Genomic DNA, 23,571 nt, shown 5'->3' with positions numbered 1-23,571 from the left:
ACTTGCATATTTGAAGTCCGCGGCGGATGATATCGCTAACGCGTCTTGCTGATCTGACTGCGGTGAAGCGAGGTCCGAACTTCTCGCCCCATTAGGTCCAACAACACGCCAACTCTTTCGGAATCCGGGAGGTCGTCAATTTGCGTAATGAATTCGGCAAATGGGCCCGAAAGGATCCGAATTTGGTCCCCAACCTCAAGATCGTCTACAGGCTTCACAAGATCATCCGGCCCACAGCGGACCTGAAGACCGGACATGAGGCTTTCAGGTAACGCACGGGGGTAGCGTGGATCTGGGAGAAGAAGCCGAGCAATGCCGCGCGTGTTGTTAATCGCGCTCCAGCCCGGGGTGCATGGATCGAAGCGAACAAAAAGATAGCCGGGAAATAAGGGTTGGCGCTTTTGTACAAGGCGTCCTCGGTGGGGCAGGGTGCCTATACGCTCGGGAGAAAAACTGTCAAATCGCTGACGGCGTAGGTGCACGCGTGCTTGTGCAAGCCCATTCGGGCGCAGCTGCGCCACGAACCAGCCCATTTTTGGCGCATCCGACATTCTCGGTCCTTCAATCTGTAAGTGCCACGGACGGACAATATGACAGGGCGCGGTCGCTAAAATCCGATTGTTGATTGCCCATAACTTACATGCAGCGCCGAAGGAATGCCGCCCCGCAAGGTTCGCCATACTTGGGCAAACTCTTGCTCCCTTAGCGTAAATACGGGGGAGGGCCACCGATGGCTCCCCCGTCAATTTCATATTGAAGCCCCTTTCAGAGAGGCGCGTAGGACCAGACCGTTAATTTACAGAACTGGCGACGCTGGTCAGCAAAGAGGGGGTGATCTGAGTAATAACGCGGTTCCACCGGGTGACGGGCTGTTCCGCGACGAAGATAACGTCATTGGGGCGCAGCTCCATTCGGGTGGCTAGGATCAACTCCGCCGCATTTTTTGCATTGAGATTAAATGCGGTTACAGCTTCACTGGTGTTTTGGGCCCCCCGAAGTACGTAGATTTGAGTCGGATTGCCCGTTTGCGTGTCAAAGCCGCCGTGGGAATAGAGCGCGTCGGCTAGGGATGCCGTGCGGCCGAAAGGCAAGGTGAACCGGCCCGGTTGGCTAACTTCGCCCGTCAGATAGGCATAGTCGCGCGCAATAGCATCATTGTCCAATTGCGCTTCGAAGTTTGACCGGCTCTCTTCGAGCGCTGCCCGTCGCAGGGTCACTTCCGTTTGCAGTTCTGCAAGGGCCTGTACACGCGCCTGCTGACGGAACTGCCGAAGTGTGATCTGTTCTGCGAAATAGGCCTGCGCGCGATCTAGCTGATATTCGGTATCGACAAAGATACTGTCACCGGCGACCAGCCGTGTTTTTTGCAGGTCGGGAGACTCTAAATAGGTCTCCAGCGGGATCTGATAGAGATCGCCTTGGCGGTAGAGACGGATGGAGGCATAGTCCAGATCAGGTGTTTGGATGCCGCCAGCTGTCGCAATGGCTTGATCGAGCGTGAGAGGGGTGAGGGTGATCGGAATGACAGCCGCAGTGCCGACCGCCCCGCCGATTGAGACCCGTTTTGAGTTGAATTCAGCGATTTCTAGGCTGAAGGAGGGGTCGATCTGAGCTTCCAAAAGGCGTTGGAACAGAGCAGCTTCGGCATCCTCGAGGGTCAAACCTGCGACAGTGACACGCCCTACATCAGGAATCGCAATCGCGCCGTCGTCTTGAACAGTATAGCCCTGCCGACGATTTTGCGCGGCCAGTAGGCCGCTGAGCTCTTCTACGGTACTGCCCCCACCGCGGGAGGCCAGTAGGAGTACATCGCCTACGCCGATATCATAGGTGGTGCGCGGTGGCGTCTTGGGCACTCGCAGCGCCAAGTCGGCGGGGCGGGTTTGAATCTCTGAGACAGGCGCGGGGGTGGCACCGGCCGCGCGCAGCGCGCCCGCGCCGCCTGCGTTTTGGAAAAAGGCAGCTGGGAGCTCTTTAGGGACATAGGCGGCTCGGTTCGCCGCAGATACTGTGTCTGACGTCAAACGCACAATGCGCACTTTGCCTTCTTCTTCAGATACGGTGGGCGAAACATAGGCCACACCGCAGCCGGTGACGATGGACAGGAGTGAAATGGCGATCAAATGTTTAAACATAGACAAACCTTTGGAAAGCAATCGGCGAACGATATATGCAATTGATGTTGGAGCGGTGGCCTGCGCCTGAACGCTTTTCACCGGAGCCTTTTGTTGGAGACTCTCCAAATTTCGAGTTGTGCTGAGCATCCCTTCACAGGCGGCAGGACACAACCCAGCCCCGTTCCATACGGTCGCTTGTTTTAATCGTTATGCCGTTTTTGCAACAGGTTCTGTGCGCTCTGTCCCTCGCTCCGCGGGCGGCAAAAGGGGGCCGGCGAATTGATCCTGTCCCCTACAGTATGCGCCGGCAGTACGGCATCGTCTAACTTCCATGTTGGTCGGATAGACCGCTCGTTCCCTGCTTGCGTGGCGCCCGCCTTTCAAATTTTGCCAGTCTACAAATATTGCGCCCTAAGACCAATAACCTCCCCCGCGGGGGCCTCGTCGGCGAGTATAAGCTTTCTCGGAGCTAAGTCGTATTTTGATATGGCCTATTGGGTGCGGTCCAGTTACGTCGGGCAAAATTTCCTAGCTATCAGCCTTGAACAAACCGGGACAGAAACGTGCTACCCCGCATCCTATCTCAGCTTGATAATTGGCGCCGGTCGGCGCCGGCGCATATCACCTCCGCGCGCCTCCGCCCAAAGGAGCCCTTCTTTGCAGTGGGCGATATCCATGGTTGTGCGGCCCAGTTGGGGCCTTTATTCAAGCGTCTCAATGAGGCGGCACACGGTAATGAAACCTGTGTGTTTCTGGGCGATTATGTTGACCGTGGGCCGCAGTCTCGCGAAGTTTTGCTGGTGTTGCATGAGCTAAGCCAATCTCGGCCGGACCGGGTGATTTGTTTAATGGGCAATCATGAGCGCATGCTGCTTGACTTCATTGAAGACCCTGCCGGCGTAGGGGGAGAGTGGTTGCGCAATGGTGGTGTAGCGACCCTGGCCAGCTTTGGGATCGACGTGCCCGAAAACGCCATTCAATCAGGCGCGACCATAGACTTGGCCAACGAGTTGCAACACGCTTTGCCCAGAGGTCTTCACGATTGGTTGCGTCAACTGCCCAAGCATTGGTCTACAGGCAACATGCACTGTGTGCATGCAGCGATGTCACCCAAGCGCCCCCCAGAGGATCAACGGTCGACGGTTTTGCTTTGGGGTCATCCTGACTTTTTAACGAAGCCCCGTTCGGATGGTAATATTGTTGTGCACGGCCATACGGTCGTCAGGCGGGCCAAGCTGATGGGTGATCGGATCGGAGTGGATACCGGAGCCCATCTCACGGGGCGATTGACGGCCGCCCATATCCTGCCGGGAGAATGTCGCTTTATAGAGGCGCGTGCTTAAGCGACGCCTAGCCGACCTCTCAAAAATTGGGCTTTCAATTGCTGCAGCGCATCTTTAAGCGTTCATAAATGAACGCCCTGACTGTTCACCCCCGGAGTTGCATCCCGCATGCTCTGGTGCGGTAGCCGTGACGCTATGAGGCAATGACCAAATCCAGTGATGACGATGTTCGCTTCCGCGTGATGCGGGCGCTCGAAGCCAACCCCAAACTCTCACAGCGGGACTTGGCAAAGGCGCTTGGGATCAGTCTGGGGGTGGTCAATTACTGTCTGAGAGGATTGGTCGAGAAGGGCCAGGTGAAAGTCAGCAATTTTCGCGCCTCGGGCAATAAGCTGCGCTACGCCTATGTGTTGACGCCCCGCGGGGTGTTAGAGCGCGCACGGCTGACCAAAAATTTTCTTCAAAGGCGTATGGCGGAGCATGAAGCGTTGCGGGCGGAGATCGCGGCCTTGCAGGAGGAATTGGGGGCTGAGAATGCGGGGCAGGGGGGCGCGGCTTGAGTAGCTTGGCACAAACCCCCGATAGTTTGCGTTATTGAGGGTTTAACAAAGGGGCCTCGTCAATTCAGACCTTTGGCGGCTAAATCGCGCTGGCTAAGGCCTAACTACGATGAATTTTCTCGAATACGGCGGCGTAATAATGAAGAATGCCCGGAGCAACCTGCTAATGACACGCCTGATCATCGAGCGGTGGAACCAGGTCGAATATTCTCTGCGAATCTCCATATCTTTGTCTTTTGTACCTGGCGCAGCATCTAAAGTATCCAAAGCAGTTACGGAATTACCTAAGCGTAGCTCTTCAAAGGCAGCGCGATGAAAGTAAAATCTTCCACTTGGGACACTTTCATCGCGCTCATGCTCTTCGCCGGTCTATTTCTGAATGGCGAGGTGATAAGGCTGTTTGGCGCTAGTGGATTGCCCTTGTTGATGGCGGGGTATGTCGCGCATGCAATGCATAGAGCTGGCGATAGACGGTCATACCGCTACGTCGGTTCGGCGATGCTCGCTGCTAGCGTCGCTCTCTTGCCTACCGGGGTGCGCAATGATGGAATTGCACTAGCTGCCTCTACCTTGATTTACTCAACCCTCATTTGGCTGGCGGTTCAACCTAATAATAGTCGCGCTCCTGAAATAAGAGTTAGGCCAATGCTTCGCTGCACGAGCACGATTATTATTCTAAACTCTGTTATCGGAGCGCTGTTCTACGGTTATTCCACGTATGGTACAAAGCTGATTTCCAGCGGCGGGGGGCTTCTATCAAGTGGTGTGAAGGGAATATACTATTCGGGAAATGAGCTGGCCGTTATCGTCGTGATAATCTCCTTAGCTTGGTTTAAATCGCCAGCGGTCAGAGGCGTCGACGACCTCCTAAGGATAGGTGTGCTTATAAGTGGGATTGCGATCATGACGAAGGTTGCAGTGATTTCGTGCGGGTTGCTGTTAGTCGTTTTGGCTGCTGAAAAGATCCGGCGCTTCAGGACTTTCGGTGATCTTTTCATCCTCTTTGCGATAGTCGTCGCCCTCTACTATGGCGTCTCCGCTTTTGGAGTTAGGGCTTATGAGCGGTTCTTGTTTTTTTCCGACAAAGGCGACATAGCATTGGCAGCTCTCTCCGGGAGATTGGAGCGCTGGCTGGAAATGCTGAACGATCAGACAATTCTCACTGTTTTCATCGGTGTGAATAATATTCAACACCCGCTAAATTTAGAATCCGATTTCCTTGATATGTATGCAAATTTTGGACTGATAGGATTGATGATTTTGTCATTGCCGATTCTGCGGTTGATCATGCATTCTGGCGACCGCGTTCTGACTTTTACGGCGGTTTACGTTTTTTGCGTTTCCTTTCTTAGCGGTCACGTCTTCTATTATGCAGGTCCGGCTTTCACTCTATATCTAGTTCATCGGGCAGTGAGGTAAAAATGAGGATCAGAGATCTTAGTCCGGATATTCAGGCATATCACCATCTAGCGAGGCTTTCTGGCGCGAAGGTTATGACGATAAACCTTCAGGTCTTTTATGAGGTGTTTCAACATGGAGCGTTAAGCAACCCGTCTTCATTTAGGTATTCCATTGATAGCCGAATTATAGCCGCTATTCTCCGCGTCCTAACCAAACGAAGAGTTCAAGTAATAACTGGCTCGGATATGACGGAAGAAATACTTATTGGAGCGATAGGTGGCATTGAGCGAGTTCTTGTGATTGGTTCCGTTGAGGAGGATGTGCCTAAGCTGAGGAAGATTTCGAAAGTCGATAAGCTAGACGTATTACCGATCACTGTGGACAGCGGTGGGGCCGCAGAAGCGCTAAGTGCTGCATTAGAAGAGTATTCAGGTAATAGATACGACGTAATTCTTGTGGCATTGGGGTGCCCAAAGCAGGAAAGGTTTATTGATAACTACGAAGACGAGCTATCGGTCTTCCAGCCCAAAGCGATTGTGGGCGTTGGGGCGTCGATAGACTTCCTCACGGGCAGGCAGCGGCGCGCTCCTAGGCTAGTCCGCAAGCTAGCTCTTGAGTGGCTGTGGCGCGCTGTGTCTACGAAAGGACATTTAGTAAAGGTTAAGAAGTCTCTAATATCACTGGGCTGCATATGATCATCTTCACTAAGAAAAAGCTCATCTTTATCAAAACTTTCAAGACCGCCGGGACCGCGATTGAAACAGAACTTAGCGCTCAGCTAGGAAGCGACGACATTCAGTTGCCCTTTGGCTTTGGCGATGAGAGGGTCGAGGGCAAGAACTATCGAAGATTGCGACTAGGAATAAGGAATCTCATTGCTTCGCTAAGACATCCATACGTTGCGTTTAGGATAATTGCAGGTCACTTTTTAACCGGCACACCAATAATAAATGAGCACACAGACGCAGAGTGTCTGACATTGTTTTTCCCTGAATACCAAAATTTTACGCTGGTTTCTATATCAAGACCGAACGAGGAGGTGAACCAATCGAATTATAGGATGCATCAGCGGCGCTACAATTACGACGGCTCTTTTGACAAGTTTATTCAGCAAAAGGGTCGAATTTGTAACAATTACTTTTTCAAAGGTAGAGCTGGGTCTTTCACTTGTGGTAGATATGAGATATTTGAGTACTCTCGTCTAGCAGAAGCCAAAAATTTCTTTCGGCAGCAAGGCTTGGAGTTATCGCTGCAAGATAGAGTGAACTAGTGATTACGATTGTGACAAACATGTATCCAAGCGACGCTCGTCCCGGGTATGGTGTTTTCGTAGCGAACATTGAGCATGAGCTGCGAAAACATGGCGCTGTTGAAGTCTTGTTTCTCTCACACGAGGGCGGGAAGATTCGCAGGTACTTCAAATTTTATTCAAAAATTATTATCACTCTTCTTAAGAGGCCTTCTGGAACTTTCTATCTCCATAATGTTAGCCATACGGGCCTTCCATTTGTTTTATTATCCCCACTGCTGCGCCACCGGGTGATCAGTCATGTTCATGGCGGGGAATTGTTGCTTGAACATGTTTCAAGTAAACTTTATCGAGGCGCACTAAGCCTGATTGTCCGCAAGGCGCTTCGAAGGTCCTCCGTGATCGTCTCTCCAAGCGCGTTTCTTCAAGACCGCCTCGTCGATCATGGCTTCCAGAGGGGCGCCATTTGGATCAGTCCTTCTGGCGGCGTGGAAGATCAGTTTTTTAACTCCGTGATGCTGCCATCCCGCTCCTATTATTTTGCCTGTGGGCGAGCGGAGGCAGGAAAGGGTATGGACGAGGTGGTTGAACTAGCGCGAAAGCTTCCCCACGTTAATTTCGTTATTGCTACGGAAGGAACGGGAGCCTGTACTCTTTCTGGTGTGGCAAAAAGTGTTGAAAACCTGACTGTGCATGTAGGTTGTTCTAGGAGCCGCCTGGCAGATTTATATGCAGGCGCAAAAGCTTTGATCTTTCCAACTAAACTAAATGAAAGTCTTGGCCTTGTCGCACTTGAAGCAATGGCAGCTGGAACTCCCGTGATAGGGCCTAGGCTAGGTGCTATTCCAGAGTATCTGCTGCCAGGATTTAACGGGTATCTTGTTGGCGAAAATTCTTGGAGGGGGTACTTAAAGGCAATACTGCAGTTCGAAGTTTTAGATGATGATAAGTGGCAAATGCTTTCAGAAAACGCACGTAAAACCGCTTTGAACTATAGGTCCTCCACTGTTATGGAAAAGCTTGCGGAGCTTGTTTTTGATGAGTAGGCTAGTGCTGATGGTTTCAGGAGGTTTGGGGAATCAGCTTCTTGCTGTCGCACATGGGATGAAAGTGGCGCGAGAACTAAAGCGCGAAATCTACTACAATACTTCTTGGTTCGATGGTGTCGAACATAACGATACTCCGCGGCCGCTCTCGATTGCCTTGCCGAGAGATAAAATCGACAATAGGATAAATCATTATTCAACTGTTTACTCTCTGCTCCGCCGATTGCGCTACACACCGTTCGGGCTGCTTTACTCTCCTTCCAATCTCATTGATTTAAATTGGAGAGAAGCAGCTGGGGATGTCGCGAGTGCTATGGAGCTCTATCAACCATCGGCGACCACCGACGATATCCCTTCAGCCAGAACCGGGGTCCATATCCGTCTCGGTGACTACACCCACCAGCACAAGGATTACCTTACATGTACGGACGAATACTACTCGGGGGCGATTGAGGAGTTCGGGGGTGCAGGTAAAGTTGATATATTTACTGATAGCCCAGAGCTAGTACCCTCATTATTCCCACGGACTAGCAAGCTTGGTGATATTAAGGAAATGGATGAGGCCAGCACATTCAGACGGCTCAGCACGTGCCAAGTCTTAATAGGATCGAACAGTACATTCTCGCTCTGTGCCGCCCTGTCAACTCGCAATGCCACTCGTATTGCGGTATTTCCGAAACAGTTCCAGCCGGGTCTTCTGCCCAATCTTCTGCAAGTAGTCTATAGATAATTGATGCAAATTTCTGTGATTATGCCAATCGGTCGGCTAGACGAGTTTGTTTACCAGGCCGTAAGGACTACGCTTGAAGCCTTGGAACCCCTGACTTGTGAATGGGAATTTCTCGTCCTCCCTAACGGCCCCGACCAAGGCCTTATCGCAGATTTCCTTCGCATGAACTTTTCGGAAGGCTCAATGACAATTGTAGATTGTCATGGTCTTGCAGGTCTTCCTTTAGTGTTGAACCGGGGAATACATTTTGCTCGAGGTGAATTAGTTGCTAGAATGGACAGCGATGATCTATGTGAACCTGATCGGTTCGTCCGTACAATATCTATCATGGATCGTATTCGGCCCGACTTTGTGTTTTCAGATGCAATTAAAATCCGCAAAGGAAGTTCATCTTCTTCTGAGCGGCTTAGAGGGATCGAGAACGCCCACTTCACAGGCCGCCTTTTGTATGTGAAATGTTATCTTATCCACCCTACAATGTGCGCACGGCGTAGTGCGCTACTCCAGTTAGGGGGGTATAGGAACTTGGTCCGATCAGAAGATTATGATCTATGGCTTAGGGCGCTAATCTACGATATGTCTATATTTGTTTCGAACGAATGTTGGATAAAATACCGTGTCCACGAAAATCAGCAAACGTCCGGCCGGGGCTTGAGGCAGACCTTTCTTGAGAATACAAAGCTGAAATTTCGTCTAGGTTGGCAGTCGCGAAAGCCCGCGCTTTTTATCGGGGCAATCGTTGACGCTTTTTTCGCAGCCGCAACATTCGTCGGAAAGACATAAAAAGCTATGAATATAGTGACTTCGTTTGGCGCGGATGTAGACTCGGCTCTCGCAAAGCTGATCACTGCTGAGGTGTCGGAACATCTGGATCTAACAATCGTCTTTGAGGGATTTCAGGAACGCTTCGAGCCCGTAGGTCGAGTCGCATTTTTCACTTGTGAACCAAGGAGTGTGAAAAGTAGATACCAACCGGCATTCTTAGACCAGTTTGATTTTATCTTTAGCCATCGGAAGATTAATAAGCTTACGAAAGTATTAGAACGCTCAATATTGCCAGAGATGGCCGACCTTTGCTTTGACGACGTCTCGGGATCCTGGGTTTGTTCTCGCGCCTTCGGAGGCGCGCCCGAGCCGTTCAGATCCCATGTTAGAGAAGGTGTGTGTTGCGTAATGAGCAACAAGACAGTTTCGTATGCCCATCGTTTGAGGCGTTCAATGATCCTTGATCTATATGAAAAGGGAGAGTGCGATCTATACGGGGTGGGTTTTCACCCCGTCCCAACGAAACGCGATTTATACTGTAATTACCGGTACGCATTTTGTATAGAAAACTCCGCAGAAGAAGGCTATTTTTCAGAAAAGCTTGGCGATGTCCTAATTGCCGGAGCAATTCCAGTTTACTGGGGAGCTGGGCTCCCTCCTGGCTTTGTAGATGATGCAGTGATTGTACTTGAGGAGATTAGCGCTAGAGAATTCCGAACTAAGAAAGATCGTTTTGAAGCCTTATGGGGGGGGCGCGAGCATGAACTCGCGGCCGCTGTAGCCCATAATCAACGGCACTATCTGGCGAACTGTTCGTTTTGGCGGAGGTTGAAGGAAATTAGCCTGACCATGACGTCAGAGGACTACGCCCTTCGTGATAATGTAAAACTTATCCGGCCAGAGTACGAGTTTTCCTTCCGCGCCCGAGTTCGGAGATTTCTTAATGTTTTTTAGGGTCGGGCTCTATATTCGCCGAAAGTTCCGTCAGATTCGGTGGAGGCGAAGAGGCGTTACGGTTTGGGGAGACGGAACTAACATTACCGTAGGTACTGATGTGCACTTCGGTGGCGAAGTCGCCATCTTCGGCACTGACGCTGTTGAGATTGGCGACCATACGATCATAGCGCTTCGCGTTATCATCCACACATCCACCCATGATAAGTATAAATTTCCATATTCGGCGATCAGAATAGATAAGCCAGTCAAGATAGGGAAAAATGTTTGGATCGGAACCGGCGCTATCATACTGCCAGGCGTGACTATTGGGGATAATGCCATCGTGGGGGCCGGTGCATTGGTTACTAAAGACGTGCCGTGTAATTCGATGGCCGTGGGCGTTCCTGCCGTCCTTAAAAGAATATGACGGAACGAATGAGCTTTCTTAGGTACGGTGCTCTTATTGCATCGCCAGCATCGTCACTTCTTATCTATTTTAGCGTCCTATGGCATCTGCCGGGCGTAGACCGTTCTGTCTTCTACTCTATCACCCTCTTTTTGGGAATAGCTGCTATTGGAGATGGATTTCGATCAGCACTGGTCATGTCTCATCCCCGGCCAAGGGTATTCTGGTCGGCCTCTCTCTGGCTACCAGCAATATTTGGCAGTGCGCTCCTAGTTGTTTGGATTTTCTGGGTTTCATCCGGATTCACGGTTTCTATAACTTTCTTAGTAATGGTCCTGCTGCTAGCTCAGATATTTTCAGGAGCACGGTGTCTATTCCGTGTAAACTATACTATATTAGGAGAGTTCGGATTTCTAACAGTCAGCCTTATCCCAAGGTTATTTTTTTCTATATTTGCAATTTTTTACACTCAACAGCTCGGTCTTTTTGGTTTCTTAGTTGGATTTACTCTCTCCCGTGTTTTGGAAGCCGCTATCGTTTTTAATTTTTCAGAGGCTAACATTTCTGATGTTCTATCTTTTCTCCGTCGAGACGAGTACATTCAAGTGGTTCTTTCAATGTTCGAGCGATCTTTAGTTGGCTTCCGAGACATATTCTTTAGTTATATTTTCCTCGGTCAAGAAAATGCTGTTCAGGATATTCTATATTTCGCAAGGCGCAGCGCCGATATCTTTGGAGACAGTATTGGCCGAGTTTTAGAGAGCCTAGTAGCGAGGGAAAACTACTCCGCGAGCGGGTTTCTCGGCAGTGCCGGACTTACATGCGCAGCTATATGCATATACTTTGCTTTTCCTTATATCCCCGCTATCAGCTTCGCCTCAGGATCTTCTATCTTGCTTCTGTTCCTTTCTTTAGCTTTCTTTAACTTTTGCGGCATCATTCTGGTGTATAGGGCTGCTCGTTCTGCTTCCTGGTTCGGCGTCGGTATTTGGTCCTTTCTTGTTTCGATTGTTATGTACTTTTTTTTTATAAACTTGGAGGAAGTATTATCTGTCGATGATGCAATTTCGGTGACATACTTTGTGGGAGCGATAATTTTGCTTTTTGGATCAGCATTGTATATGAGGACCGCGACTTCCATTAAAATTCAACCAGAGAGAGAAAGATAATGCCTAGAGCGTTAATCACCGGGGTCACCGGGCAAGACGGGTCCTACCTCGCGGAGTTCCTGCTCGAGAAAGGTTATGAGGTGCATGGCATTAAGCGCCGAGCCTCGTCCTTCAACACACAGCGGGTCGATCACATCTATGAAGACCCACATATGGACCACGCCCGGTTCAAGCTTCACTATGGTGACCTTACCGATACCTCGAACCTGACCCGAATCCTCAGCGAAGTGCGCCCCGATGAGGTCTATAACCTCGGCGCGCAATCCCATGTGGCAGTAAGTTTCGAAGCACCAGAATACACCGCAGATGTTGACGCCGTCGGCACCCTGCGTCTGCTTGAAGCGATCCGCTTTCTGGGGATGGAAAAGACCACGCGCTTCTATCAAGCTTCAACGTCGGAGCTTTACGGTCTCGTCCAAGAAACACCTCAGTCCGAGACCACGCCCTTCCATCCGCGCTCGCCCTATGCGGTCGCCAAGATGTATGCCTATTGGATCGCGGTGAACTACCGTGAAGCTTATGGCATGTACGCCTGTAACGGGATCCTGTTTAACCACGAGTCCCCGCGCCGCGGCGAAACTTTTGTGACCCGCAAAATTACCCGGGGCTTGGCAAATATCGCACAAGGCCTTGAAGACTGCATCTACATGGGTAACATCGATAGTCTCCGCGATTGGGGTCATGCGAAGGACTATGTCCGCATGCAGTGGATGATGCTGCAACAAGACACGCCGGAAGATTTCGTGATCGCTACCGGCATGCAATATTCGGTGCGTGAGTTCATCACTTGGACGGCCAAAGAACTAGGTGTGTCACTGAAATTCGCCGGCGAGGGCGTCGACGAAATCGCCACTGTCGCCGCGATTGAAGGTTCTAAGGCATCGGGCCTGAAGGTTGGCGATGTGGTGATGCGGATCGACCCGCGCTATTTCCGCCCGGCGGAAGTCGAAACACTTCTCGGCGATCCGGCCAAAGCCAAGAAGGTGCTAGGTTGGACACCCGAGATCACTGCACAGGAGATGTGTGCCGAGATGGTGGAGGCCGATCTGCGTACTGCGCGCCGTCATGCGCTGTTGAAAGAGCATGGCTATGAATTGCCAATTAGCATCGAGCAGGCATAACATGCAAAAGATCTACATCGCTGGACATCGCGGCATGGTCGGGGGCGCCATTCTGCGGCAGCTAGAGGCGCGGCGCGCAGCAGGAGAAGATCTCACCCTGATCACCCGGACCCATGCGGAACTAGACCTGACCAATCAAGCCGCCGTGCGCGATTTTATGCAGTCTGCGACGCCGGATGTGGTGATCCTCGCGGCGGCTAAGGTGGGGGGCATTCACGCCAATAATACTTACCCGGCCGATTTCATCTACGACAACCTGATGATCGAATGCAATGTCATCCATCAGGCCTTCGACGCAGGCGTCACAAGGCTGCTGCAGCTGGGCTCGTCCTGCATCTACCCGCGCGCCGTGGCTCAACCGATGCAGGAAGACGCGCTGTTGACCGGTGTGCTGGAGCCGACCAACGAGCCCTATGCTGTCGCCAAAATAGCCGGGATAAAGCTTTGCGAAAGCTACAACCGGCAACACGGTACAGATTACCGCTCGGTCATGCCGACGAACCTTTACGGTGCAAGTGACAATTTCCATCCCGAGAACTCCCATGTGCTGCCCGCCCTCATCCGGCGGTTTCATGAGGCAGCAGAGGCTGGCGACGATGAGGTAAAAATCTGGGGGTCGGGCAAGCCGCGGCGTGAGTTTTTGCATGTAGATGATATGGCTGAGGCCAGCCTCTTTGTGCTCGATCTCGATCGCGAGACCTATGACGCCAACACCCAGCCGATGTTGAGCCATATCAACGTCGGCACCGGGACAGATGTTTCGATCATGGAACTGGCGCAGATGGTGGCCAAGGTTACCGGTTTTATGGGGCGCATTACCAATGATCCCAGTAAGCCCGATGGAACTCTACGCAAGTTGATGGATGTGAGCCGTCTGGCGGATATGGGATGGCGTGCCTCAGTTAACCTCGAAAAGGGGCTGCAGGAAACTTACGACTGGTTTATCGACAATCAGAATTCCATTCGGCACTGACTTTTTCCCGACAGGATATTTTAGATGACCCATATTGTTCACCCGATCCTCCTAGCTGGCGGTTCCGGCACTCGGCTTTGGCCTTTGTCCCGTAAAAGTTACCCCAAGCAATTGCCAAGCTGATGGGCGAAGAAAGCCTGTTTCAGGCTTCGGCACAGCGGTTGTCCGGTGACGGGTTTGCCGCGCCTATGATCCTGACGGGGTCGGATTTTCGTTTTATCGTGACCGAGCAATTGGCGGCGGTTGAGATTGCGCCTGCGGGCATTCTTATTGAGCCGGAAGGGCGCAACACCGCCCCCGCGATCCTTGCGGCAGCTTTGAGCCTCGCTGCCCGCGCGCCTGAAGCGCTTATGCTTGGGTAATCCCCCCATTTTTGCAGGGGCTTGGTCGTAGAATTTACGCGGCCATCTTCAGTTTCTGGGCGGGGGTTATGCCGCCGTTGCCCATGTTGGGGCGCTCGTTGTTGTAAGACCAGAGCCACTCAGTGGCAATCTGCTGCACCTGGTCGATGGTTTCGAAGATGTGGAGGTCCAGCCATTCATGCCGGACCGTCCGATTGTAGCGCTCGACATATGCGTTCTGTTGCGGTTTTCCCGGCTGAATATGGGCCAGAACGATGCCCTTGTGCTCGGCCCATTCCATAAGGGTGCTGACCTGCCCCCTGCTGGTCCCTCATTCATAACGAGAGTCTGCAGGTTGGATTTTGGTATTCAGGTTCTCCGTCTGGCGCAAGCGCGCCGAGCGCGGAGCCCGCAAATTGCTCAAGCGCTCGGCGCGCTTGTTGCGGTGTCTGGTTGCTCAGAGATGAGTGCGGCCTGACTGTGTTGTAGTCATAGCGCCAGAGGTCCAGCTTGCGCCGGGCGTCGTCCAGGCTGTCGAAGATCTCCTCGTTCAAGAGTTCATCTCTCAGGCTGCCGTTGAAGCTTTCGATGAACGCGTTTTGCTGCGGCTTGCCGGGATCAATGTAGTGCCAAGGCACCTCCTGCTCGTCGGCCCATTTCAGGATCGCCCGGCTTGTGAACTCGGTCCCATAACACCTTTGGAATGAAGCTGATTGAGAGGCTATGGCCGCCTGCGCAGCCCCAGGTAGCGCAGCAGGTGGTCATAGCCGGGTCTCGGGTCCCTACAGTGGTTTTGCACAAACCACACCGCAAAGGAGACCAGCTATGACCAAGATTATTGTTGCACAAGATGCCCCTGTTTTGGTGGCTATCGACATCGCCAAGGCCCGGCATGAAGTTTTGATCGCTATTCCAGATAAGAAACGGCGACGTCGCTTAACCGTTTTAAACGAACTTGCCGCCTTCAACCGCCTCGCCACCGCACTTAAGGAATACGGACGCCCTGTTCGTGTAGCCTTTGAGGCGACTGGCAATTATCACCGTGCCTTAGCGTACCATCTGGCAACTGCTGGCTTTGAGGTAAAGCTGGTGTCCTCAGTGGCTTTGGCGCGGACGCGCGAAGCCCTCAACAACAGCTGGGATAAGAATGACCCAAAGGACGCGCAAGTGATCCTGCATATGATGGAGATCGGAAACGAGCAATATTACCACGACCCTCTGGTATGCGGCACGAATGACATTCAAGAGCTGTCCAAAACCCACGATATCGTCTCCAAGTCGAAGACTGAACTTTGGCACCGGGTGTTGACCCATTATCTGCCGCTGTACTTCCCTGAAGCGGATCGGTTTCACCGCAGCTCACGCAGTGATTGGTTCTTTGCATTCCTTGAGCGTTATCCATCACCACATTTGATCACAGCAATGGACAAAGCCGCTTTCACCGCTGATGCTTGGGACGTCATTGGGCGCAAGGTCGCGAAAGAGCGTTTGCTTGCAGATATTTACGAGACAGCTAAGTCTTCCGTGGGATTGCCGGTTGCCCCAGATTCTGATGCGATCAGAATGTTCCGCTTGGTCCTTGGAGAAGGCCGCAGTCTCATTGCGCAACGTAATCAAATTGAAGATCGCGCCGTCGCGCTTCTCAAGGATCTACCTGACTATCAGTTGCTGACATCAATACCTGGGATCGGCCCGATCAACGCTCTGACCATCCTCGCAGAAGCTGGCGACTTGCGCCGTTTTGGACATCATCGGCAGTTCTTGAAGTTCTGCGGCATGGACTTGGCAACCATTCAGTCGGGCACATTCCGGGGCCAAACCAAGCTGTCAAAATACGGGAATGCCCGCTTGCGCCGCACCCTATGGATGGCTGGCCAGGTTGCCATACTGCAGCGCACCAACAGCTTCCGGGATAAGTTCGAGCGCTACATCGCCAAGGACCGACAAAACACCCATTTGCGTCGAAAGGCGTATTCCGCAATCGCCGCCAAGATGGCCCGTACTGTTCACGGGATTATCAAACATGGCGAGCCCTATCGCCCTTTCTTTGAGGGGTGATCGATCGCAGAAGGACCTTTCTCTGTAGGTGCCGTGGAGGCAGGTAACTGACCTCGTAGATAATGTTCAGGCCTTCTGTGTTAGCGACCCGATGATCTCGTCTTAAGGACGGTGAGAGCCGCAAAAGCGTACTCTGTGTTTGTTATGGGAGAGACTGTCGTTGACAAAAAGCCGAACTGAGGCATTCTCTGAACGTGTCGAGGCACCTCGATACGACAATGACCTGATGCCAAATCAGCCAGTTACTCCGCGCATAGGACGTTGTCACTCACAATGCAGCCGGGCTTGCCGTAGAGCCGGATCAGAGCGCTCAGCTCCCTTGCAACCCGCGCGCCTGATAGACTGGTATCTGCAATCAGGCACAGGCATTCCCGCGTGCAGTCGTCGATCACGGCGAGGATCCGGAACTTGCGTCCGGCACCGAAGCTGTCGGACACGAAATCCAACGACCAGCGCGCGTTGGCGCACGATGCCGATGGCATCGGTGTTCTGGTGCCACGCGCCCGTTTCCGGCCGCGCCGCCGTTTCACCGACAGCCCTTCCTCGCGGTAGATGCGATAGAGCTTCTTGTGGTTCATCGTCATACCTTTACGCTCCAAAAGAACGCCGATCCGGCGATATCCGAACCGGCGTCGCTTGCCAGCGATCTCCTGCATCTCCTTGCGGATGTCAGCACAGTCTGGCGGGCGTTCTCGCCGGACTGTCTTGGGGTCGAGACAGATCAGCCTGCAGGCCCGGCGCTGCGAGATGTCATGATCCCGCATCACCTGGAGCGCCGCCCCTCGCCGCTGGGTCAATGTCGTCAGTTCTTTCCCAGTAAATCCTTCAGCACGACATTGTCCAACATCGTGTCGGCCAGCAGGCGTTTGAGCTTGGCGTTCTCGTCCTCCAGTGCCTTCAGCCGCGCGGCCTCAGACACTTCCATCCCGCCATACTTGGACTTCAGCTTGTAGAAAGTCGCAGGGCTCAGGCCATGCCTGCGGCACACTTCCGCGGTCGGCATTCCTGCTTCCTGCTCTTTGATCATCCCAATTATCTGCGCCTCAGTGAAACGGCTCTTTCGCATGTGTCTGCTCCTTCAGTGTTGGCGCAGACTCTACATTACAATGAGGTACCAGCAGGGGGCAGGTCAGTCTGCCCCGGAACTGCTGCCATGCGAAGGCAGTCAAGCGCCGCGTGATGCGTACCAACCATCTGCGCTGCAAGCATGCCTTCAAGCCCGTCAGTAGGGGCTAGGCCCTGGCGAGCCGGGTATTTTGATCTGCTTTTGACAGACTATCTGGCAAGCGGACCAGTTGGGCAATCTCGTTCATTTTCTGGGTTTCGAGATCTACCTCGTTTATGTCCAAATAGGCGCGCACCGGCAATACCTCGTGGGAAGGCAGTGCCGCTGAGTCGTTTTTGGAGGGTGTCTTTGCCATATCGCCTTCGACAGGTTGCCGCATTAAGGACGAGCCTATCACGTCTAAAGCTCGGAGTGGGGCTTAAAACGTAAGGATATTCTACTGTGCATGGGGTTGAATTAAAATTTCGTTTCCAACCCTCCCCCCCCATCAGGAACGCTCGATAACGCGCAACATCGGCGGCGCGCGGGCCGGTCTGCCTACCGAAATTCAGAGATGGGCGCGGAAAACGCCCCTTTTGCAACCCGCCGGGGCATTCGCGCCAGTATGGAGGTGATTCCAGTCCCATTGCATTACACACTATTTATGTGTATCTTTCATGTGGAGCAGGAGGACGGTATGCAGAACACAGCTGAAAAGCAGCGCACAAACATTACCCTGACGGCAGAAAATCTCACCGCCGCCCGGGAGTTAGGCTTGAACGTCTCCGCGATCAGCGATGCTGCGGTCGGAGACGCGGTGCGTGCGGCACGGGCCGCGGCTTGGACGTCAGACAATGCGGCGGCGATCTCAGAGCGGCGCGCTTGGATTGAGACCAATCGGATGCCGCTGGCGGACGTACAGGTGTTGCGGCTCGGCTGATGGCGCAGTTCCAAGTCTACAAAGTATCTGGCGGACGGTTTGTGCTCGACCTCCAAACGGATCTAATCGACACCGGCTCCCGCGTCGTCGCACCTTTGATCCCAATTGCAGGCGGGCCGGGGGTCATAGGACGCCTCGAGCCAGTGTTCGATATTCACGGCGATGCCTATGCCTTGCATACTGCCGAGATGGCGGCGATCCCCTCTGCGTTGCTCAAAGGTCCGCCCATCGCCGATCTTTCCGCATCGGACTATGAAATCCGCGGTGCGCTCGACATGGTCTTTTCGGGGTTCTGAGCAGGTCAATTTGACCAGCCATCTCTTCCGAGCGCGATCGTATCCGATTACCCTAAGAACCCAGCAATCCGCCGCGCAATCTCGCCCCGCTCATAATCCAGCGTCGCCACATGATATGACCGCTCTAGCCAAGACAGCCGTATCTCGCTTGACCCCACTGAGGTCGCGATACGCAGTGCGTTTTGTGGGTCGACGACATTGTCGCATCGCGACTGCATAATCTGGATCGGCTGCCGTATCAGCGGCAGCAAGGCGCCGGTCGCATTCGTCAGCAGGAACCGCTCTTTTAGTGTATCGCGTGGAATCCGATCATAGCAGATCTCGGTCCTCCCCGGTTCGGCGATGTCGGAGCCGATGCCGTCGATAAACGCTGGCCCGTCTGCCTTGTAAAGCGGCGTCACAACCTCGGGGCGGTAGAGGCCGGTCGAGCCGTTGATGCTGACCACGCCCTGGATCTTGTCGGGCATTCTGGCGGCGAGGTTGAGTGATAGCGTCGCGCCCAAGGAAAGCCCGCCGACGATCACGCGGGCGCAGCGTGAGGAGAGGGTGACGAGGGCATCCTCAGCAGAGGCGACCCAATCCGTTTGGCCGGTTTTGGCCAAGGCGGCAGGGGTTGCGCCATGTCCCGCAAGACGGGGGCAATATACCGTCGCGCCGCAGATTTCATGTACTTTTTCAGCGACTTCGCGCACGCTCTGCGGCGTACTGGTGAAACCGTGGAAAAAGAGAAACCCGGTATCGCGGCCTTCGAGAAGAAAAGGCTGCGCCTCGGGCAGGTCGAAGGGGGCGATCGGGGTTTGTTTCATAGGCGCATATGATCGCGCTATCGCCGCGTTACGCAAATAGACTTGTGGTATCGTGCGATAACCGAACGCGATCAGCCAAGCGGCGGGAAGTGATTGCGGAACTGACGCAGCAACCCGGTATCTGCCTTGATGCTCCATGCCATCGAGATCGTCGCCTCTGCATCCATCCCTGCTATTGGGACCAACTCCAAAGCGGCGGGCAGGCTGTCGGCCATGCTCAAGGGGAAAAGCGTCACGCCGCGGCGCTCGGCCACGCGCTGCAAAATCACCTGCACGTCCCAAGCCTCATCCACCACCACGGGGGTAAGACCCGCGCGATCGCAAGCGCTGTCGAGCAGCGCGCGCCATGAGCGCCAGTTTTCCCGCAACCCCATGACGAAGGGCATCTCTGACAAATCAGTCACGCGCGAAGGGGCTTCGCCTGCGGGGGCGACCACACCAATGCGCGAACTCCAGACGGGCATTTGGTCGATCCCCGGCGCGCCAACGGTGGGATGAGACAGCAGAAAGCCAAGGTCAATCGCGCCAGACTTCAGGTTTTTCAGCATGTTATCCGTAGACATGACATGCATCTCGACTTGCACGCCGGGGACACTGCGGTGGAACGCATCCAGCGCTTCCGAGATCTGATGTGAGGTGGCGAGGGCGGAATAGCCTACGATGATATGCCCACGGGCCCCGGCAGCATTCTGGCGCGAAGCGCGGATTGTCCGTTCGAACTGCGCGACCGTCTGGCGCGCATCGTCGAGGAAAACAACGCCTTCTGGCGTAGGGATCACGCGCGGCCCACTGCGATCAAATATCCGAAACCCCAAATCCACCTCAGTGTCTTTCACGGCTTTTGAAATGGCCGGCTGCGCGATATTGAGCATCTCGGCTGCGGCGCGAAAACCTTGGGCATCGGCCACGGCCAAAGCGTATCGCAGATGTCGGAGGTCGAGCCTTGTGGGTTTCCTGCCGTGGTTCATTGATGCTTCCGTGTTGATCGCGTTTCGTTATCACTCGATCAACCATCGCTATTTGTCAACTGACCGTTCAGCGGTGAGGTTGAATCGGAATTACGGGCCTGGTTCCCGTCTTGGTATGGGGGAGGAGGCCCGATGCTGACGCTGTTCAACAGATTATGCTCTTGGCTGATGTTTATCGGCGGCTTCGGCGTCATCGCGATGATGCTGAACATCGTGGCCGATGTCGTCGCTAAACTGGTGTGGAATGCGCCGATCCAAGGCACGGTTGAGATGTCCTCCTACTACTATATGGTCGCGCTGGTCATGTTGCCGATGGCCTTTGTCGAGATGCAGGACCAGCAGATTTCGGTCGACCTATTGTTCAATCATTTTCCGGACTGGCTGCAAAAGCTGGCGCTGATCTTTAGCTGCCTCGCCGCTGCCGCCATCCTTGCCGTGATGACATGGCGCACGGGGCTTGATGCCGCGCGGGCGCTGCGGGTGGGCGAAGTTGTGATGGGCGGGCGCGAGGTCATTGTTTGGCCGTCGCGCATGGCGCTGCCGCTTGGCTTTGGTCTGGCCAGCTTCGCCGCCCTGCTGCGAGCGCTCTTGGTGCTGCGCGGCGCGCCTGTCACCCAGTCTGAACTTGATGGGGGCGTGTCATGAGCAATCTTGTTGTCGGTTGGATCGGTGTGGGCGCGCTGTTTGGCCTGTTGGCTTTTCGCATGTCCATTGGCACGGCGCTGATGGCGGTGTCCTTTGTCGGCATCACCATCATGTTCAATTTGCAAGCCGCGCTTGGCATCGTCAGCGCCATGCCCTTCAACCTGATTGGGGACTGGTCGCTGACCGCGATCCCGATGTTCCTCTTTATGGGGTTCATCGCCGCCAACACCGGGCTGACCGCAGGCGCTTTCGATCTGCTGCGCGTGTTGCTGGCGCGGGTGCCGGGCGGGCTGGCGTCGGCCAGTGTCGGGGCTTGTGGCCTGTTTGCTGCCGCCTCCGGGTCGTCCATCGCAACGACGGCGGCCATGTCAAAAATTGCCGTGCCAGAAATGTTGAAGGCGAAATACCACCCCTCGCTGGCCACCGGCGTGGTCGCGGCCTCGGGCACGCTTGGCTCGCTCATTCCGCCGTCGATCCTCATGGTGCTTTATGGCATCTTCACCGAGCAATCGATTGGCCAGTTGTTCATCGCGGGCGTCATTCCCGGCGTGCTCTCTGCGTTCGTTTATATGGCGATGATCACCGTGCGGGCCACCGTCACGCCCACGCTGGCGCCGCCCGTTGTTGAGCGGATCGACCGCGCGCAACTGCTTCGATTGGTCTGGTCCGTCTGGCCTTTCCCAGTGCTTGTGCTGGGCGTTTTGGGCGGCATCTTCGGGGGCTTCTTCACCCCGACAGAGGCCGGCGCCGTGGGCGCTTTCCTTGCCGCGACGGTCGCTTTGCTGCGCCGCTCGCTGACTCGCAAAGCACTGGCCGAAGCGATCCGGCAAACGACGCTGGCGACATCTTCGATCTTCTTTCTCTCCATCGGGGCGGTGATGTTCACCCGCTTCATGGGGCTGTCGGGCGTGCCGCGGGCGCTGACAGACGCGATGTTGGCGGTCTCTGACAATCAGATCGTGATCATTTTAATGATCGCCGCCCTCTTCGTGATCTTGGGTATGGTGATCGACTCCATCGGTCTGATCTTGCTGACCCTGCCGATCTTGCTCCCGGTCCTTGAAGCTGCAGACATCAACCTGATCTGGTTCGGCATCATCTGCATCAAGCTGCTGGAGATCGGTCTTGTGACACCGCCCGTGGGCCTGAACCTTTACGTCCTGCACAGCGCGCTCTCGGGCGAGGTCAAGTTGCGCGACATCATCTCGGGCACAACATGGTTCATCGCCATGGACATCGTGACGCTTTTTATCCTGATCGCCTTTCCCGCGATCAGCCTGTTCCTGCCCTCGCTCATGGCGCAGTGACGCAATTTCAACCGGAGGAGACGACACTATGAAACTGAGCACATCCCTTTTAGCCCTCGCGGCCTGTGGCCTCGGCACCGTTGCCGCAGCCCAGAACGCGAACCATTTCTTTGCAGAGCGCCATTCGATGGTGCGCGGGCCCTATGTGGAATTCGCCGAGCGCGTGGCTGAAGAAACCAAGGGTGACGTGAACTTCACCGTTTTCGCCGGTGGTTCACTACTGCCGCCTGCCGCCTCGCTACAGGGCGTGCGGGATGGCGTTGCGCAGGTGACCTATCACGCGGGCACCTACACCCCGTCCGAACTGCCGGTCGCAAACCTGATAGGTAACTTTGCCTTTTACAACACCGACCCGATGGTCATGGCTTTTGCCTCGACCGAATTTGGCCTGACCAACGAGGCCGCGCTGGCCGAGTGGAAAGACAACGGAGTGGTCTTTGGCGGCGGCTATTCGACCTCGGAATATTACATGATGTGCAACACCCCCGTTGCCACCTATGAGGACATCCAAGGCAAGCGTTTGCGCATGGCGGGCGGCGCATGGTCGCGTTTTGCTGAGCATGTGGGCGCCGTGCCCGTGTCGATCCCCTCAAGCGAGATGTACACCGGGCTCGACACAGGGTCGCTCGACTGTGCCGTGGCGGCTGCCGATGCGCTGGATTCCTTCTCTCTTTCCGATGTGGTGACGCATCTCAATATGCTGGCCGTGGGGAACTACTACGCCGGTTTCGAATGGGGGTATAACCCGACCTTCTGGCAGGGTCTGTCGCAAGAGTCGCGCGACGTTTTGTTTGACCAGATGGCCTATTACTTGGCGCAGCACCGGGTTGAGTTCGACAAGGATGTCGAAAAAGCCGTCTCTGCTGCCAAAGAAGGCGGCCTAGAGGTCTTCGAGCCCGATCAGGCCCTCAAAGACGCGCTGGCGGAATTCGTCAAAGCGGACGAGGCTGTGCTGATCGAAAACGCCAAAAGCCGCGGGATCGAGAACCCCGAGGCGCTACTGGAAGACTATAAGCGCATCGTAGATCGCTGGGCCGAACTGCTGGCTGATGTAGACCACACTGACACCGACGCCCTCGCGGCACTGGCAAAGGCCGAGATCTTTGACAAGCTGGATCGTGCAAACTACGGCATGAACTAAGCGCTAAAACGCAATAGGCGGGGCGCTTCAATGGCGCCCCTTAGCCCGCCCGCATTGGCAACCAGCGACCGCGCGGCGCTTCGGTGACCAGCGCACGATCCCTTACCAATAGCTCACCCCGAGAGAGCACATGGCGCGGCATGCCTTTGACTGTTGTGCGCTCGAACGGGTCGTGCCCTGTGTTGTCATGCAGATCGTTGGCGCCGTAGGTATAAGAGACTTCCGGACCCCATATCGCTGAATCGGCATCAAAGCCTTTGATAATCGC

The 23,571-nt window shown here is 54.3% G+C and carries 23 protein-coding genes and 4 pseudogenes; 20 read left to right on the top strand and 7 right to left on the bottom strand.

The window, feature by feature from the left end; genetic code table 11:
- Window positions 1–35: 35 nt before the first annotated feature.
- Both K3762_RS19470 and K3762_RS19465 read right to left on the bottom strand, forming a co-directional pair.
- Entirely contained in the window at window positions 36–551 is a 516-nt protein-coding gene (locus K3762_RS19470) for a transcription termination/antitermination protein NusG (protein WP_260013372.1), read from the bottom strand.
- Window positions 552–791: 240 nt separating this feature from the next.
- Entirely contained in the window at window positions 792–2,135 is a 1,344-nt protein-coding gene (locus K3762_RS19465) for a polysaccharide biosynthesis/export family protein (protein ID WP_260013415.1), read from the bottom strand.
- Window positions 2,136–2,779: 644 nt separating this feature from the next.
- On the opposite strand from K3762_RS19465, the gene K3762_RS19460 reads away from it, so the two are divergent.
- The 14 genes and pseudogenes from K3762_RS19460 to K3762_RS19400 all read left to right on the top strand — a co-directional run.
- Window positions 2,780–3,460 (top strand): metallophosphoesterase family protein, encoded by a 681-nt coding sequence (locus K3762_RS19460; RefSeq protein ID WP_260013371.1) that lies wholly within the window; start codon window positions 2,780–2,782, stop codon window positions 3,458–3,460.
- Between the two features lie 143 nt (window positions 3,461–3,603).
- Window positions 3,604–3,960, top strand: coding sequence for a MarR family EPS-associated transcriptional regulator (locus K3762_RS19455; protein WP_260013370.1), 357 nt, complete (start codon window positions 3,604–3,606; stop codon window positions 3,958–3,960).
- Between the two features lie 312 nt (window positions 3,961–4,272).
- Complete coding sequence (locus tag K3762_RS19450) at window positions 4,273–5,379, top strand: O-antigen ligase family protein (RefSeq protein ID WP_260013413.1); 1,107 nt, start codon at window positions 4,273–4,275, stop codon at window positions 5,377–5,379.
- A gap of 2 nt (window positions 5,380–5,381) precedes the next feature.
- Entirely contained in the window at window positions 5,382–6,056 is a 675-nt protein-coding gene (locus K3762_RS19445; protein ID WP_260013412.1) for a WecB/TagA/CpsF family glycosyltransferase, read from the top strand.
- Window positions 6,053–6,631, top strand: a complete 579-nt coding sequence (locus tag K3762_RS19440; protein ID WP_260013411.1) for a hypothetical protein — start codon at window positions 6,053–6,055, stop codon at window positions 6,629–6,631. The genes K3762_RS19445 and K3762_RS19440 overlap by 4 nt, the downstream gene beginning before the upstream one ends.
- Window positions 6,631–7,656: a glycosyltransferase family 4 protein gene (locus tag K3762_RS19435; protein WP_260013410.1), complete on the top strand. Its 1,026-nt coding sequence runs from the start codon at window positions 6,631–6,633 to the stop codon at window positions 7,654–7,656. The genes K3762_RS19440 and K3762_RS19435 overlap by 1 nt, the downstream gene beginning before the upstream one ends.
- Before the next feature lie 10 nt (window positions 7,657–7,666).
- Window positions 7,667–8,386 carry an alpha-1,2-fucosyltransferase gene (locus tag K3762_RS19430; protein ID WP_260013414.1) on the top strand — a complete coding sequence of 240 codons (720 nt, stop codon included), beginning with the start codon at window positions 7,667–7,669 and terminating at the stop codon, window positions 8,384–8,386.
- 3 nt (window positions 8,387–8,389) lie between these two features.
- A complete protein-coding gene (locus tag K3762_RS19700; RefSeq protein WP_409202476.1) occupies window positions 8,390–9,169 on the top strand; it encodes a glycosyltransferase family 2 protein in 780 nt (259 codons plus the stop codon).
- Window positions 9,170–9,559: 390 nt separating this feature from the next.
- Complete coding sequence (locus K3762_RS19425; RefSeq protein WP_260013409.1) at window positions 9,560–10,105, top strand: glycosyltransferase family 10; 546 nt, start codon at window positions 9,560–9,562, stop codon at window positions 10,103–10,105.
- Complete coding sequence (locus tag K3762_RS19660; protein WP_311199003.1) at window positions 10,095–10,514, top strand: DapH/DapD/GlmU-related protein; 420 nt, start codon at window positions 10,095–10,097, stop codon at window positions 10,512–10,514. Before K3762_RS19425 ends, K3762_RS19660 begins: the two co-directional genes overlap by 11 nt.
- Window positions 10,515–10,522: 8 nt before the next feature.
- Complete coding sequence (locus tag K3762_RS19415) at window positions 10,523–11,662, top strand: hypothetical protein (protein ID WP_260013407.1); 1,140 nt, start codon at window positions 10,523–10,525, stop codon at window positions 11,660–11,662.
- On the top strand, window positions 11,662–12,783 hold the full coding sequence (gmd, locus tag K3762_RS19410) for a GDP-mannose 4,6-dehydratase (protein WP_260013406.1): 1,122 nt from the start codon (window positions 11,662–11,664) through the stop codon (window positions 12,781–12,783). Before K3762_RS19415 ends, gmd begins: the two co-directional genes overlap by 1 nt.
- A 1-nt stretch (window position 12,784) precedes the next feature.
- Window positions 12,785–13,756 (top strand): GDP-L-fucose synthase, encoded by a 972-nt coding sequence (locus K3762_RS19405; RefSeq protein ID WP_260013403.1) that lies wholly within the window; start codon window positions 12,785–12,787, stop codon window positions 13,754–13,756.
- Between the two features lie 24 nt (window positions 13,757–13,780).
- Window positions 13,781–14,112: pseudogene (locus K3762_RS19400) on the top strand (sugar phosphate nucleotidyltransferase); the annotation flags it as partial.
- Between the two features lie 40 nt (window positions 14,113–14,152).
- Here K3762_RS19400 and K3762_RS19395 read toward each other — a convergent pair.
- Both K3762_RS19395 and K3762_RS19390 read right to left on the bottom strand, forming a co-directional pair.
- Window positions 14,153–14,401, bottom strand: a pseudogene (locus K3762_RS19395) (integrase core domain-containing protein); the annotation flags it as partial.
- 31 nt (window positions 14,402–14,432) lie between these two features.
- Window positions 14,433–14,786, bottom strand: a pseudogene (locus tag K3762_RS19390) (transposase); the annotation flags it as partial.
- A gap of 136 nt (window positions 14,787–14,922) precedes the next feature.
- Between K3762_RS19390 and K3762_RS19385 the strand changes: the two are divergent.
- Window positions 14,923–16,155 (top strand): IS110 family transposase, encoded by a 1,233-nt coding sequence (locus tag K3762_RS19385; RefSeq protein WP_243268033.1) that lies wholly within the window; start codon window positions 14,923–14,925, stop codon window positions 16,153–16,155.
- Window positions 16,156–16,415: 260 nt separating this feature from the next.
- Here the strand turns inward: K3762_RS19385 and K3762_RS19380 are convergent.
- Window positions 16,416–17,221: pseudogene (locus tag K3762_RS19380) on the bottom strand (IS3 family transposase); the annotation flags it as partial.
- 676 nt (window positions 17,222–17,897) lie between these two features.
- Here K3762_RS19380 and K3762_RS19375 point away from each other — a divergent pair.
- Together K3762_RS19375 and K3762_RS19370 are read left to right on the top strand one after the other, a co-directional pair.
- Window positions 17,898–18,140, top strand: a complete 243-nt coding sequence (locus K3762_RS19375; protein ID WP_260013400.1) for a type II toxin-antitoxin system CcdA family antitoxin — start codon at window positions 17,898–17,900, stop codon at window positions 18,138–18,140.
- On the top strand, window positions 18,140–18,436 hold the full coding sequence (locus K3762_RS19370) for a CcdB family protein (RefSeq protein ID WP_260013399.1): 297 nt from the start codon (window positions 18,140–18,142) through the stop codon (window positions 18,434–18,436). The genes K3762_RS19375 and K3762_RS19370 overlap by 1 nt, the downstream gene beginning before the upstream one ends.
- A gap of 47 nt (window positions 18,437–18,483) precedes the next feature.
- On the opposite strand, the gene K3762_RS19365 is transcribed toward K3762_RS19370, so the two are convergent.
- Complete coding sequence (locus K3762_RS19365) at window positions 18,484–19,242, bottom strand: carboxylesterase (RefSeq protein WP_260013398.1); 759 nt, start codon at window positions 19,240–19,242, stop codon at window positions 18,484–18,486.
- Window positions 19,243–19,313: 71 nt separating this feature from the next.
- Entirely contained in the window at window positions 19,314–20,210 is an 897-nt protein-coding gene (locus K3762_RS19360) for a LysR family transcriptional regulator (RefSeq protein WP_260013397.1), read from the bottom strand.
- A gap of 132 nt (window positions 20,211–20,342) precedes the next feature.
- On the opposite strand from K3762_RS19360, the gene K3762_RS19355 reads away from it, so the two are divergent.
- From K3762_RS19355 to K3762_RS19345, 3 genes are read left to right on the top strand one after another with little or no spacing between them, the layout of a single operon-like run.
- A complete protein-coding gene (locus K3762_RS19355; protein ID WP_260013396.1) occupies window positions 20,343–20,855 on the top strand; it encodes a TRAP transporter small permease subunit in 513 nt (170 codons plus the stop codon).
- Window positions 20,852–22,162: a TRAP transporter large permease gene (locus tag K3762_RS19350; protein ID WP_260013395.1), complete on the top strand. Its 1,311-nt coding sequence runs from the start codon at window positions 20,852–20,854 to the stop codon at window positions 22,160–22,162. The genes K3762_RS19355 and K3762_RS19350 overlap by 4 nt, the downstream gene beginning before the upstream one ends.
- A gap of 28 nt (window positions 22,163–22,190) precedes the next feature.
- Complete coding sequence (locus tag K3762_RS19345; RefSeq protein ID WP_260013394.1) at window positions 22,191–23,303, top strand: C4-dicarboxylate TRAP transporter substrate-binding protein; 1,113 nt, start codon at window positions 22,191–22,193, stop codon at window positions 23,301–23,303.
- Window positions 23,304–23,571: the final 268 nt, after the last annotated feature.

The sequence above is a fragment of the Sulfitobacter sp. W074 genome (assembly GCF_025142275.1).
GTDB classification, from domain to species: domain Bacteria; phylum Pseudomonadota; class Alphaproteobacteria; order Rhodobacterales; family Rhodobacteraceae; genus Sulfitobacter; species Sulfitobacter profundi.
Note: the sequence above shows the minus strand (reverse complement) of the source record. Positions and strands in the feature narration are given on the sequence as shown.